Origin of the sequence: Campylobacter sp. CFSAN093241, from assembly GCF_012889595.1 — a bacterium.
In the GTDB taxonomy this organism is placed as follows: Bacteria; Campylobacterota; Campylobacteria; order Campylobacterales; family Campylobacteraceae; genus Campylobacter_D; species Campylobacter_D jejuni.
On the sequence record NZ_CP040612.1, the window covers coordinates 1,155,253 to 1,167,874 of the forward strand.

Sequence of the window (12,622 nt, forward strand, 5' to 3'; positions counted from 1 at the left end):
CTAAAGTCCCATTTTAAAAGGATTTAGTATATTATTTGGATCAAAAGCTTTTTTAATATTTCTCATTAAATTCATTTCGGCTTCAGAAAAAGCTAAATTCATAAAAGGTGCCTTAGAGAGTCCGATACCATGCTCTCCGCTTAAAGTTCCTCCAAGTTTCACTGTTAATTTAAAAATCTCTTCCACAGCTTCATAGCCTTTTTTCACCTGCTCTTTATCATTTTTATCAGGAACCATAACATTAGTATGCACATTTCCATCCCCTGTATGTCCAAAGCAAGGAATTTTAAAACCATATTTTTTAGAAATCTCATCTATACCTTCAAGCAAAGTAGGTAGTTTAGAACGCGGAACTGTAATATCTTCATTAAGTTTTAAAGTTCCATACATGGCAATGCTTTGAGAACAATTTCTTCTAGCAAACCAAATATCTGCGGTTTCTTGTTCATCTTTTGCTATTTTAAATTCGCTAGCGCCAGCTTCTAAAAAATAATATTCTAAATTTCTTAAATCCTCATCAATAGCCTCTTTAACATTACCATCCACATCAGCAATCAAAATAGCTCCAGCTTCTATAGGCAAACCTTTATTAAATTTGCTCTCAACCGCTCTAATGCTAAGATTGTCTAAAAATTCCATAGATACAGGACTTACACCGCTAGCAAGACTTTTGTAAACCGCATTCATAGCACTTTTTACACTTGGAAAAATAGCAAAAGCAGTTTTTTTAAATTTAGGCAAAGGTATTAATTTTAAAGTAAGCTCACTTAAAACTGCCAAAGAACCTTCACTAGCGATTAAAATTCCTGCCAAATTATAACCTGCTACATCTTTAATAGTGCGTTTCCCTGCACGAATGATTTCTCCGCTAGGCAAAACAGCCCTTAAAGCCATCACATAATCTTTTGTAATGCCATATTTTGCAGCTCTCATTCCCCCAGCATTTTCGCTTACATTACCCCCTAAGCTTGAATACTCCATGCTAGCAGGGTCAGGTGGATAAAAAAGTCCGTATTTGGCTACTTCTTTTTGTAAATGTATATTAATAACCCCAGGTTGCACAACAGCCACTAAATTTTCAAGATCAATTTCTAAAATTTTATTCATATGCTTTTCAAAAGCAAGCACCACCCCGCCATTAACAGCTAAAGCTCCTCCTGTAAAACCAGATCCTGAGCCTCGCGGTATGACTATGATATTATTTTCATTACAAAATTTTAAAATTCGAGCAATATCTTCTTCATTTCTTGGAAAAAGAACCCCATCGGGTAAATAATGTTTTTTTGTCGCATCATAGCTATAAGCTCTTTTGTGAATTTCATCAAAATAAGCGTTTTCTTCTCCTAAAAATCGTTTAAAATATTGTTCAAATTCTTTTTTCATGTTTATTGCACCTTAGGAAGATTAATCAAAGCATCATAATACCTATAATAATTTCCTATTTCTTGAGAGTTAAAATCAAAAAAATTACTTTTATATCCACCTATACGAGAATAAAAAGGAACCTGAACGCTAGTTGGCTTGCTTATAGGCACTTCATAAAGCTTATTAAAATCTTGACAATCCACAACTTCTGCATGATTTTCCAAAGCCACAACCAAAATGCCGACCGCATTATCATCACAAAATTGCCTAAAATCTGAACGCTTAGGAGAAAGAGTAGCCGTTCTAATTAATTGTGCTCCAAAAATATCAATATGGGTAAAATATATCTGCGGAAATTCTCTAACAAGTTCATTATAAGTTTGTTCATCAGGAGCAATTACCAATCCTCTATCATAAAGAAAATTTAAAACAACCTCATCACCTACTTTAGGTAAAACATTTGGTAAAGGCAAAGCATCTTGCTTAAGAGCTGAAAAAACACTAAATTCTAATTTTGCCAAACCATTTTTTTTATCTATAACACTTGCTCTAGCGATGATACTTTGCGAATTGCTAAAATGTTGCACTACTACGCCACTTGAATAAAGTTTTATATCATCACTATCTTTAATATAACCATAAATATCATCAACTTTTACAAGTTCACTTTTTATAGGTTTTAAATCAAATCCAACCGCAAAGAGGCTAAGGTTTAAAGCTAAAAAACACACTATAGTTTTAAACAAATTTGCTCCTTAAATAAAAATTTATAGAATTATAATCCTTTTTTGTTAAGCAATTGTAAGAAAAATAAAGTAAAATATAGCTTTCAAATTTCAAAATTCTTTTAAAAATTAAGGTTATCTCATGAAAAAATTATTGCTTTTATTTATTTTTGTTGTTCAAAGTTTTGCAGCTTTAAGTGTTGAAGAGCTAACTTGGGATAATGGAGATACCTTGCTTAAATTCCTACAAAGAAATTCCATACCTATGTCGCTTTATTATGGACTTGATAGAGAAGATCAAGAACTTGCTTCTGATATAGCCTATAAAATAAAATATCAAGTTTTAAAAGATGAAAACAACAACATAGAACAAGTTTTAATTCCAATTAGTGATGATTTACAAATTCATATCTATAAAGATAAAGATGGACAATACACTCTTGCTTTTACTCCTGTATCTTATCAAAAAGAAGATAGAATTTTACATTTAACCATTAAAAGCTCTGCTTATCAAGATGTCTATGAAGAAAGTGGTAGCAGTACTTTAGCTCGTGCTATGGTTCGTGCTTTTCGAGGAAGTATAAATTTTCGCAATATCCAAAAAGGTGATGAAGTAACCCTATATTATGAACAAAAAAGACGCATGGGTAAACTTTGGGGTGATATAAATATAAAAATGGCAATGGTAGAAATCAATAAAAGCGCTAGAGAAGTCTTTTCTTATAATGATATATTCTATGATCGTGATGGCAAAGAATTAGAATCTTTTTTACTTACAAAACCTGTGAATTACACTAGAATTTCTTCTCCTTTTACAACAGCAAGATATCATCCTATATTAAAACGCTATCGTGCCCATCTTGGTATAGACTATGCTGCACCTACTGGAACTCCTGTGAAAAGTGCTGGCAAAGGAGTAGTAACCTTTATAGGCACAAAAGGTGGTTATGGAAATGTAATTCAAATCAAGCATGACTCAGGTTATATGACTTTATATGCTCATCTTAGTCGTTTTGCAAAAATTAAAAACGGACAAAAGGTAAATCAAGGACAAGTAATTGCATATGTTGGTTCAACAGGTATGAGCACAGGTCCTCATTTGCATTTTGGAGTATATTTAAATAATAAAGCTATAAATCCTGCATCTGTTGTAAAAATCGCCAAATCAGAACTTAGTGGAAAAGCGAAAGAGAATTTTAAACATATCATAGCTGGATACGAGCAGGTTGTTAAAGAAGCCCTAGCCTCGAATCAACCTAATCCTCCAAAAGAAGAAGATTTTGAAAACTATATAGAATTTTAATTACTCAATAACGCTTTATCTTTTGCATTGATTAAAGAATGTAGAAGAGTTGCAAGCTCTTCTTTTTCTTTTTCATTAATTTCACAAAAATCTGCATCAATCAATTGTTTCACCAAAGCTTCATTTAACAAATCTCCATCGCCAAATTCTCTAGCTTTTTGAATGATTTTTAACACCCTTAAATCTTTTCTTTCATACATTTTAATCCTTTAAATAAACCACACTCACAAAACGCTTAGTCGTTTTATCACGACGATAAGAAAAAAAACTCTCATCATCAAAGCTACAAATTCCACAATCTTTAATATTTTCAATGCCTAAATTTTGCGCTTGAAATTTTACTAAAGCTTTTAAATCAAGTTTATCATCTTGAACAAATTCTTTAAATTCTTTTTTAGCAAATTCTAAAATTTCTCCATCTATTTCATAATTTTTAGCACAAATTCCAGGCAGGATAAAAAGATGAAATTTATTCTTATCTAAATGTGAATTTTGCATAGTAATTTGATCAACGCATTCTTTTAGGATATTTTCAAAGCTTCCTTTTCTACCTGAATGCAAAGCTGCTATAATACCACTTTCATGATATAAAATCAAAGGCAGACAATCCGCACTTAAAACACAAAGAGCGATATTTTTTTCCTTGCTTATAAGTCCATCACAACTGAGATTTTTTAAATTTTCATCATAAATGATAACTTTATGAGAATGAATTTGATCCATAAAAACACATTTTTCAATATCTTTAAAACCTAAATGAGAAAATAAATTCTCATTATGAATTTTAGCTCTAAAAACATTATAATCCTTATCAAAAGCACAAAAAATACCGACTTTATCATTTTCTAATAAAGATAAGAAATTCTTTCGACTTCTTCCCATGATAATCCTTTGTTTTTACCTTGTAATTGTGCATAAATATAACGAGCAAGTAAATCACTTTCTATATTGATTTTTCTACCTACTTGATAGTCTTTAAAAAGCGTTTCTTTAAAGGTAATAGGAATAATAGTAAGCCTAATACCATTTTTTAAAATTTCATTGATAGTAAGACTTACTCCATCAACAGCTATACTTCCTTTTTCTGCCATAAATTTCATAGCTTCTTTGGGTAAAGATATATGAAAATCTACTCCATTTTCATCTTTTTGAATCTTTTCAAGTGTGCCGATAAAATCAATATGTCCTTGCATAAGATGTCCATCGATTCTATCGCCATATCTTAAAGCAGGTTCTATATGAACTTTATCTTTTAAATTCTCTATAGCCATATGAGTGCGACTTTCACGAGAAAGCTCCACTTCAAAACCCGCTTCATAAAGTTTTGTTACACTTAAACAAGCTCCATTTACGGCTATGCTATCGCCAAGATTTGGGCGATATTTTGCTTTTAAGCTTAAAGTATTGTTTTGATAAGATTGAACTTTAGCAATTTCTCTTATGAGTCCATTAAACATTTTTTACCTTAAAAAATCTTATTTAATAATTTATTCACCGCTTTATCAACTTTATCGCCAGTACTTTTAGCACCGTCACTCACACCGCCACCCACTACATTTTTAATAGAATTTAACACGCTTCCTGCATTTAAATTTACTTTAGGATTTTCCGTAGTTCCTGTAATACTTCCTTTAAAATTAGCTCTATCGAGTTTAATATCAAAAGGCAAATTTAAAGCCCCGCTTTTAGAATTTAAAGCTCCTGATTGTACTAAAATATAAGAACGATCTGCTTGCATATTAAGATTAAGCTTGATATTTTCTTTTTTAATCAAAGCTTTAGCATTAGCAGTGCGATAAACATCATTGGTAATATCTTTTAGTGTTAAAATTTTTAAAGCATTGGTAATAAGATTTGGTTTTAATTTACCCTCTTTCATATCCAAATTAACCTCGCCTTCTTCGCTTAAAAGATTGTAATTTGCCTTCATGTCCGCCTTACCTTGATAAATATCCATAAAATCCAAACCCTGAGCTAGACTACTTAAATCCACTCCGTTTAAATCAGCAAGTAAAAGGTTATCTTTAAATGTGCTTTGAAGTTTTCCTTCAAATAAATTTGGACTATTTACAACAAAATTTAAACTCTTATCAAAACCTACCTTTCCATTAAATTCTGCCTTACCTTTAAGTTTTCTATCTAACAAAAAGCCTAGTTTTGAAAAATCATTTATCTTTAAATTAAAATCCGAATTTAAAAGCATCTTACTTATATCAAAACTTCCTTGTAGTTTTGTAAGATCAGCTAAAGATGAATTTAAAACAGAATCAAATTGAGCGATATTGTTTTTAAAATTAATTTTGGTATTTAAATCATAACTTGTATTGTTTGGAAAATTTTTATTTAAAATTTTACTTAAAGTTGCAGCATTTAAAATACCCTTAGCTTCTAAATTTGCTTTACCATTAAGATTGTTAAAATCGATATTATCTAAATTAACTTTTGCATTAACAATCCCACTGGCATAATTTGGCATACCTGTTATAACAAAAAGTTTAGATAAATCAAGTTTATCAATGTTTAAATCAAGTTTTTTACCATTTGAATCAGCCTTGATTACACCATCTGCCAAATTTGCATTTGCATTTAAATTTTGTACTTGAGTGCCTATAATATGAGCTTTTGCAGTAAGATCTGCCTTACCTTGTAATTTTTGTCCTGCTATAGCACTAAACTGAGACAAGTCATCAATAAAAGCATTTAAATCTGTATTTAACTCACTATTTTTTAAATTATAAGTTCCTTGAAGTTTTTTGATATTAAGCAAATTTGAAGCAAGTAAAGCATTGTAAGAAATATTACTATTTTTTGCATTTGCTTTAGCATCAAAACTAAAAATTGCATTTGGAAGTTCTATTTTAGCTATTTTTTTAAGCTCATTGGTGTTAATCTTTGCATTGTTTATTTTTGCTTCAAGATCAAAATTAGAAAAATCCAAATCTGCATTTAGAAGTTTAGCATTTAAATTTCCAGAAACCAAAGCTCCGTATCCTGCAAGAGCTAATAATTTTTCCAAACTTGCTTCATTAATATCTGCAAAAATTTTATTATTTTTCAAACTTGCCTTTACCTCTCCACCAAGTCCGATAACTTGAGCATTTAAACTTGATAAGGCATTATTTACAACACTTGTTTGACCTATCACATCCAAACTACCATTTAGTCTAGTTTTTGTAAGTTTTTCAAGCTTTACAAGAGAAGGAATACTTAAATTAAAATCAGTACTTAAAGCATTCTTGCTAATATCATAAAGAGTTTTTTGGGTTTGTAAGTTAAGATAATCATTGTAAATTTTACTTACAGCATAAATCTTATCTTCTTTAACATTGGCCAAAATTTCTGCTTTAGGATTAGAATTTAAAGGCAAGTCTAAAGAAACATCTTTTTTTATCGCCTCATAGTTTATATAACTTGTATCAAGTTTTATGATGATATTTCCATCAGGTTTTAAATTCTGTGCTGAAATTTTTGCTTGAGCATTTAAAAAACCTTTAGCGTAACTAGGGTAAGATAAAAGATGAAGTATTTCTTCTATCTTAAGATTTTGCGCATCTAAATTTAAAGCAATAGGGCTGTAATTATACATTCTTGCATTTAAAAGTACATTTGAACCTAGTAAATAACCCTTTCCATCTAAAGTAAAATCACTTGCTTTACCTTGAATCTTACCGCCAAAAGAAAGGTTTTGATTTAAATTTAAACCTAAATTTTTAGCATAATTTTGATTTAAAGAAATAAGATAGTCAAGATCAAATCCAAGCTTAAAAGGACTCAAAGCTCCCTTAAGATTAAAATCTGCCATATTTGCGATATTTGCTTGCAATTCAAGGCTTGAAAAACGTAAATTAAAATGCGTGATATTTACATCTAATCCCGCACTTTCTTTGATCTTTTTTTGCGCTATATTTGCCACTATATTATTACCAAAACTTGTGAAAAGTATGGTATAAATAGCAATCAAAAGCACAACAACAAAAGCTATAACTCCATAAAAAATCTTTTTCATTTTTATCCTTTAGTTTATTTTATAAAATAACTTTAGTCTATAAAACTAAACTTTTATAAATATTTTAATTTAAAGTATTGACAAAATTCATTTTTTATAGTATGATATTATCACTCTAAATAAAAGAGTGCTAAAATCAATATTTTTAAGGATGGACAAAAATGAATTTTCAACCTTTAGGAAAGCGTGTTCTAGTCAAACGCGTAGAAGAAACTAAAACAACAGCCTCAGGCATAATTATACCAGATAATGCTAAAGAAAAGCCTTTAATGGGTGAAGTAGTAGCAGTAAGTAAAGAAATCACTGATATTGCAAATGGTGATAAAATCGTGTTTGCTAAATACGGTGGAACAGAAATTAAACTTGATAATAATGAATATTTAGTTTTAAATTTAGATGATATCTTAGGAATTTTAAAATAATTTATAAAATAAGGATAAAAAATGGCAAAAGAAATTATTTTTTCAGATGAAGCAAGAAATAAACTTTATGAGGGCGTTAAAAAACTTAATGACGCGGTAAAAGTAACTATGGGGCCAAGAGGACGCAATGTTTTAATCCAAAAAAGCTTTGGTGCTCCAAGCATTACTAAAGATGGCGTAAGTGTTGCTAAAGAAGTAGAGCTTAAAGATAGTCTTGAAAATATGGGTGCTTCACTCGTAAGAGAAGTAGCGAGTAAAACAGCTGATCAAGCAGGCGATGGAACAACTACTGCAACGGTTTTAGCTCATGCAATTTTCAAAGAAGGTTTAAGAAATATCACAGCAGGTGCAAATCCTATCGAGGTAAAACGCGGTATGGATAAAGCTTGCGAAGCTATAGTAGCAGAACTTAAAAAACTTTCTCGCGAAGTAAAAGATAAAAAAGAAATTGCACAAGTTGCTACAATCTCAGCCAACTCTGATGAAAAAATCGGAAATTTAATCGCTGATGCTATGGAAAAAGTGGGCAAAGATGGTGTTATCACTGTTGAAGAGGCAAAATCAATCAATGATGAATTAAATGTAGTTGAAGGTATGCAATTTGACAGAGGTTATTTAAGCCCTTATTTTATCACTAATGCAGAAAAAATGACAGTAGAGCTTTCAAGCCCTTATATCCTGCTTTTTGATAAAAAAATTACAAATTTAAAAGATTTATTACCGGTTTTAGAACAAATTCAAAAAACAGGCAAACCACTTTTAATTATCGCTGAAGATATTGAAGGTGAAGCGCTTGCAACTTTGGTTGTAAATAAACTTCGCGGTGTTCTTAATATTTCAGCAGTGAAAGCTCCAGGTTTTGGCGATAGAAGAAAAGCTATGCTTGAAGATATAGCGATTTTAACAGGTGGAGAAGTGATTTCTGAAGAACTTGGAAGAACTCTTGAAAGTGCGACTATACAAGATCTTGGACAAGCTTCTAGTGTAATCATCGATAAAGACAATACAACCATAGTAAATGGTGCAGGCGAAAAAGCAAATATTGATGCGAGAGTCAATCAAATCAAAGCACAAATTGCTGAAACAACTTCAGATTATGACAGAGAAAAATTACAAGAAAGACTTGCAAAATTAAGTGGTGGTGTTGCAGTTATTAAAGTAGGTGCAGCAACTGAAACTGAAATGAAAGAGAAAAAAGATCGCGTTGACGATGCTTTAAGCGCTACTAAAGCAGCAGTTGAAGAAGGTATAGTAATCGGTGGTGGTGCAGCGCTTATCAAAGCAAAAGCTAAAATCAAACTTGATCTACAGGGTGATGAAGCAATTGGCGCAGCTATCGTTGAAAGAGCTTTAAGAGCACCTTTAAGACAAATTGCTGAAAATGCAGGATTTGATGCAGGTGTGGTTGTAAATAGCGTAGAAAATGCTAAAGATGAAAACACAGGATTTGATGCTGCAAAAGGTGAATATGTTAATATGCTTGAAAGTGGAATTATCGATCCTGTTAAAGTAGAAAGAGTAGCTTTACTCAATGCAGTTTCTGTAGCTAGTATGCTTTTAACCACAGAAGCAACAATTAGTGAAATTAAAGAAGATAAACCTACTATGCCAGATATGAGCGGTATGGGAGGAATGGGTGGCATGGGCGGAATGATGTAATATCTGCTCTAACCTCTTATCAGCAAGGATTTTCCTTGCTGATTACCAATTTAATTTAAAAACACTCCCTTGATTTTCTACAGATTCGCAAATAATCTTAATATCATTATCATCACAAACTTTTTTTACCAAAGAAAGCCCTATACCAAATCCTCCTTGATCGGTATTAAATCTTGTATATCTATCAAAAATATGATTTAAATTTGACTTTGAAATTCCACAACCTGTATCCGCAATACTTAAAAAATTGGCTTTCAAAATTATAGAAATTACTCCACCTTTTTTATTGTATTTAATAGCATTGCTTATAAGATTATCAATCAATTTAGAAATTTGACTTTTAGGAGCAAAAATATTTGCTTGATTTAAATCAAGCTTTAGTGTAATTTTTTTTTGCTCAAAAAATACTTTAAAATATTCCAATCTTTCTTCAAGTAGTATTCTTAAATCAAATTTTTGTTTTTCTGTTTCTAAGGTATTAGGGAAATTATAAAAAACAAGATCAGAATACACTTGAGACAAACTTTTTGCAGCAAGCTTAATCCTTGTAAATTTAGCATTATCTCCTAAATTTTGATGCTCAAGTTGTTCTATACTCATCAAAATAACACTTAATGGGGTATTGAGTTCATGAGTTGAATCTTTAATAAAACGATTTAGTGTGCTGATTTTATCCTCCAAAGGCTTTAGAGCAATTTTTACTAAAATATAAGATATTAAACCCAATATGCAAAAAGCCATAATAGCAAAACCAAAAACTTTCGTTCTAATCCAAAAAAGATCTTTGCCAACATCTTCACCCTGTATTAAAATTTGCAAACCATCGTTAGTATTTACTTCTTCATTGCTAGCATGTCTTAAAAAATAATGATCTGCACTCATAGGGGCAAGGAAAAAAACCTTATTATCACAAATACCTCTACCTTTAAGCTCTATCTTTGCCTTTCTTAAATCAAAATCTATATTACTAAAAACAATCTTTTTAACATCAAATATAGCAAATTTTAGTGCTGTGCTTTGAGCAATATTTTTTGCACTTATATCTATAGGGGTAAAACGAGAATTTAAGATGCTTATAACAATGTTTCTATGATTTTCTCTCAAAGTGGCACCCTTTAAAACAACTAATTCTTCATATAATTTTTGATACCATAATGCAAAAAAAATAGTTAAAAAAATACCTGTAGTTGTTAGGTAGATTAATAAAATTTGCCTAATGACTTTTTTAGCCATAGCAATATCCCCTGCCTCTTTGATTTATAATTTTTTCTTTTCCTAAAATTTTACGTAAATTTTTCACATAAGCCCTTAAACTTAGCTCACTAGGCTCCTCATCATAATCCCAGAGTTCTTCAAAAATTCTCTCTGTACTTAAAAAGTTGTTTTTATTTTTAAGTAATAAAGACAAAAGCTTAATTTCTTTACTCGGTAAAGTCAAGGCTTTATTATTATGGTAAAGAATTTGTGTAGTAAATTCAAATCTAAATCCATCTCCTAAATCTTCAAAATCTTCATTTTTATGTGAAAAAGCTCTTTTAAGCAAAGCTTTAACCCTGATAGATAACTCGGCAAGTTCAAAAGGTTTTTTTATATAATCATCACAACCTGCGTCAAAGCCTTGTTTTAAATCGTTTGTTGTGTTTAAAGAAGTCATGAAAATTGCTGGAGTTTGCTTTCCGCTTTTTCTTAATTCTTTAAGTAATGAAAATCCATCTCCTAAAGGAACTTTTACATCTAAAATCCAAAGATCAAAATATCTTTCATAAGCCATATCTAAAGCTTCTTGCGCATTATCGCATAAAAATACTTCATATCCCTCATCGTTTAAAAACTCTTCAATGATCTCACTCAAGCTCAAATCATCTTCTAAAAGTAAAATTTTAGCAGCCATAATTTAAATCTTTCTAACTTCAAATCTCTTAAATATATATCATTGTATCAAAATTCTTATCAATTATTTAATAAAATTTCATTTTTATTTAATTTATTTTTATCTATAATCCTTTCATACAAATAAATTTTTCCTTAAGGAGTTAAAATGCTTCCAAAATGGGATAACAGCTATAGTGTGCACAATGCTAAAATTGATGAGCAGCATAAAAAGCTTTTTAAACTTGCTGCAAAAGTTGAAGTTGTATCAGATAGATCTGTAAGTAAAAATGAAGTCAAAGAACTTTTGGCTGAATTTTTTAATTATATGAAAGATCACTTTAATGATGAAGAAAAATACATGCAGCTAATAGGCTATCCAAATTTAGAAGAACATCGAAAAATACATAAAGAAATCATCCAAACCATGATTAATTTAATCAAAGATATCAAATCAACCAATGATCTTAAAGAAAAACTTTATATAGTGGCTAAAAAGTGGCTTTTAGAACACATACTATATGAAGACATGAAAGTTGAAAAATGGAGAAGTTCTTCTTTGTCTACAGATGATGGTGGCGATGTTAGCTTTGAAGCAGCAGAAGATGAAGATAATGAGCATCCACAATTTTATCTTTATACCTGTAATTGTCCTGGTAAAATTCACGATGTTCCTTATAGCATTCATCAAAAAATAGAATTACAAGGTCATAAATTTACTTGTAAAACTTGTAAACAAGCTATAAAATTTTACAAAAAATATTCTTAAGGAGGATAAAATGAAACGCAATGTAAAAACTTATTCTTTTAGAATGCCTTTAGAGCTTAAGGAGCGTTTGGATAATTTAAGTAAAAATCTTTCTAAACCAAAATCAACCATAGTAAAAGAAGCCATAGAGGCTTATCTTAATGAAGTTGAAGATTTTTCTTTTGCTGTTAATGCCCTAGAAGAACTTAAAGATGGGGATTATCAAAAGGCAAGTAAAAAAATAGATAAAATTGTCAAAAATCTTAAACAAACAAAATAAAAAACTTTATCACAATTTTTTTGTGATAAAGACTTATTAATTTTTTATATTAAAATACATTTATGAATATTAAAAATGGAGTTAAAAAAGTGGCTCCGGATGTAGGATTCGAACCTACGACCAATCGGTTAACAGCCGACTACTCTACCGCTGAGCTAATCCGGAATATTTAAAAGTAAAATGTGATTATAGTGAAATTAAAAAACTTTGTCAAGGGTTTTTTCACAAAAATGCATTTTTTATGT

13 protein-coding genes and 1 tRNA gene are annotated in these 12,622 nt (G+C 30.3%); 5 read left to right on the top strand and 9 right to left on the bottom strand.

From position 1 onward, the window contains the following. Both FBE96_RS05935 and FBE96_RS05940 read right to left on the bottom strand, forming a co-directional pair. Positions 1 to 1,383, bottom strand: coding sequence for an FAD-linked oxidase C-terminal domain-containing protein (locus FBE96_RS05935; protein ID WP_002874588.1), 1,383 nt, complete (start codon positions 1,381 to 1,383; stop codon positions 1 to 3). A 2-nt stretch (positions 1,384 to 1,385) separates the two neighbouring features. Continuing rightward, positions 1,386 to 2,111, bottom strand: coding sequence for a plasminogen-binding N-terminal domain-containing protein (locus FBE96_RS05940; protein ID WP_002852692.1), 726 nt, complete (start codon positions 2,109 to 2,111; stop codon positions 1,386 to 1,388). Positions 2,112 to 2,232: 121 nt separating this feature from the next. Between FBE96_RS05940 and FBE96_RS05945 the strand changes: the two genes are divergently transcribed. Next, positions 2,233 to 3,393 (top strand): M23 family metallopeptidase, encoded by a 1,161-nt coding sequence (locus FBE96_RS05945; RefSeq protein WP_002852845.1) that lies wholly within the window; start codon positions 2,233 to 2,235, stop codon positions 3,391 to 3,393. On the opposite strand, the gene FBE96_RS05950 is transcribed toward FBE96_RS05945, so the two are convergent. The 4 genes from FBE96_RS05950 to FBE96_RS05965 are packed head-to-tail and all read right to left on the bottom strand — an operon-like array spanning position 3,390 to position 7,399. Further along, a complete protein-coding gene (locus FBE96_RS05950; RefSeq protein WP_002852756.1) occupies positions 3,390 to 3,593 on the bottom strand; it encodes a hypothetical protein in 204 nt (67 codons plus the stop codon). The genes FBE96_RS05945 and FBE96_RS05950 overlap by 4 nt on opposite strands. Before the next feature lies 1 nt (position 3,594). Further along, positions 3,595 to 4,275 (bottom strand): polyphenol oxidase family protein, encoded by a 681-nt coding sequence (locus FBE96_RS05955; protein ID WP_002852800.1) that lies wholly within the window; start codon positions 4,273 to 4,275, stop codon positions 3,595 to 3,597. Continuing rightward, positions 4,239 to 4,850 (bottom strand): riboflavin synthase, encoded by a 612-nt coding sequence (locus tag FBE96_RS05960; protein WP_002868565.1) that lies wholly within the window; start codon positions 4,848 to 4,850, stop codon positions 4,239 to 4,241. The genes FBE96_RS05955 and FBE96_RS05960 overlap by 37 nt, the downstream gene beginning before the upstream one ends. A gap of 8 nt (positions 4,851 to 4,858) precedes the next feature. Further along, positions 4,859 to 7,399, bottom strand: coding sequence for a hypothetical protein (locus FBE96_RS05965; protein ID WP_002871672.1), 2,541 nt, complete (start codon positions 7,397 to 7,399; stop codon positions 4,859 to 4,861). Positions 7,400 to 7,560: 161 nt separating this feature from the next. On the opposite strand from FBE96_RS05965, the gene groES reads away from it, so the two are divergent. Both groES and groL read left to right on the top strand, forming a co-directional pair. After that, entirely contained in the window at positions 7,561 to 7,821 is a 261-nt protein-coding gene (gene groES, locus FBE96_RS05970; protein ID WP_002825273.1) for a co-chaperone GroES, read from the top strand. Between the two features lie 21 nt (positions 7,822 to 7,842). Beyond that, on the top strand, positions 7,843 to 9,480 hold the full coding sequence (groL, locus tag FBE96_RS05975; RefSeq protein WP_002858047.1) for a chaperonin GroEL: 1,638 nt from the start codon (positions 7,843 to 7,845) through the stop codon (positions 9,478 to 9,480). Between the two features lie 42 nt (positions 9,481 to 9,522). On the opposite strand, the gene dccS is transcribed toward groL, so the two are convergent. Further along, positions 9,523 to 10,713: a two-component system sensor histidine kinase DccS gene (gene dccS / locus FBE96_RS05980; RefSeq protein ID WP_002868563.1), complete on the bottom strand. Its 1,191-nt coding sequence runs from the start codon at positions 10,711 to 10,713 to the stop codon at positions 9,523 to 9,525. Then, positions 10,706 to 11,371 (bottom strand): two-component system response regulator DccR, encoded by a 666-nt coding sequence (dccR, locus tag FBE96_RS05985; protein WP_002853205.1) that lies wholly within the window; start codon positions 11,369 to 11,371, stop codon positions 10,706 to 10,708. Before dccR ends, dccS begins: the two co-directional genes overlap by 8 nt. A 147-nt stretch (positions 11,372 to 11,518) precedes the next feature. On the opposite strand from dccR, the gene FBE96_RS05990 reads away from it, so the two are divergent. Both FBE96_RS05990 and FBE96_RS05995 read left to right on the top strand, forming a co-directional pair. Further along, a complete protein-coding gene (locus FBE96_RS05990; RefSeq protein WP_002859294.1) occupies positions 11,519 to 12,118 on the top strand; it encodes a bacteriohemerythrin in 600 nt (199 codons plus the stop codon). Between the two features lie 10 nt (positions 12,119 to 12,128). Beyond that, positions 12,129 to 12,377: a ribbon-helix-helix domain-containing protein gene (locus tag FBE96_RS05995; RefSeq protein ID WP_002853192.1), complete on the top strand. Its 249-nt coding sequence runs from the start codon at positions 12,129 to 12,131 to the stop codon at positions 12,375 to 12,377. A 90-nt stretch (positions 12,378 to 12,467) separates the two neighbouring features. Here the strand turns inward: FBE96_RS05995 and FBE96_RS06000 are convergent. Continuing rightward, positions 12,468 to 12,542 (bottom strand) — tRNA-Asn (locus tag FBE96_RS06000). Positions 12,543 to 12,622: the final 80 nt, after the last annotated feature.

Excerpts from the sequence above, each read along its gene's own strand:
- groL (WP_002858047.1), top strand. The coding sequence starts at position 7,843 with ATGGCAAAAGAAATTATTTTTTCAGATGAAGCAAGAAATAAACTTTAT.
- FBE96_RS05935 (WP_002874588.1), bottom strand. The coding sequence starts at position 1,383 with ATGAAAAAAGAATTTGAACAATATTTTAAACGATTTTTAGGAGAAGAA.
- groES (WP_002825273.1), top strand. The coding sequence starts at position 7,561 with ATGAATTTTCAACCTTTAGGAAAGCGTGTTCTAGTCAAACGCGTAGAA.
- FBE96_RS05945 (WP_002852845.1), top strand. The coding sequence starts at position 2,233 with ATGAAAAAATTATTGCTTTTATTTATTTTTGTTGTTCAAAGTTTTGCA.
- dccS (WP_002868563.1), bottom strand. The coding sequence starts at position 10,713 with ATGGCTAAAAAAGTCATTAGGCAAATTTTATTAATCTACCTAACAACT.
- FBE96_RS05990 (WP_002859294.1), top strand. The coding sequence starts at position 11,519 with ATGCTTCCAAAATGGGATAACAGCTATAGTGTGCACAATGCTAAAATT.
- FBE96_RS05950 (WP_002852756.1), bottom strand. The coding sequence starts at position 3,593 with ATGTATGAAAGAAAAGATTTAAGGGTGTTAAAAATCATTCAAAAAGCT.
- FBE96_RS05960 (WP_002868565.1), bottom strand. The coding sequence starts at position 4,850 with ATGTTTAATGGACTCATAAGAGAAATTGCTAAAGTTCAATCTTATCAA.
- FBE96_RS05955 (WP_002852800.1), bottom strand. The coding sequence starts at position 4,275 with ATGGGAAGAAGTCGAAAGAATTTCTTATCTTTATTAGAAAATGATAAA.
- dccR (WP_002853205.1), bottom strand. The coding sequence starts at position 11,371 with ATGGCTGCTAAAATTTTACTTTTAGAAGATGATTTGAGCTTGAGTGAG.
- FBE96_RS05965 (WP_002871672.1), bottom strand. The coding sequence starts at position 7,399 with ATGAAAAAGATTTTTTATGGAGTTATAGCTTTTGTTGTTGTGCTTTTG.
- FBE96_RS05995 (WP_002853192.1), top strand. The coding sequence starts at position 12,129 with ATGAAACGCAATGTAAAAACTTATTCTTTTAGAATGCCTTTAGAGCTT.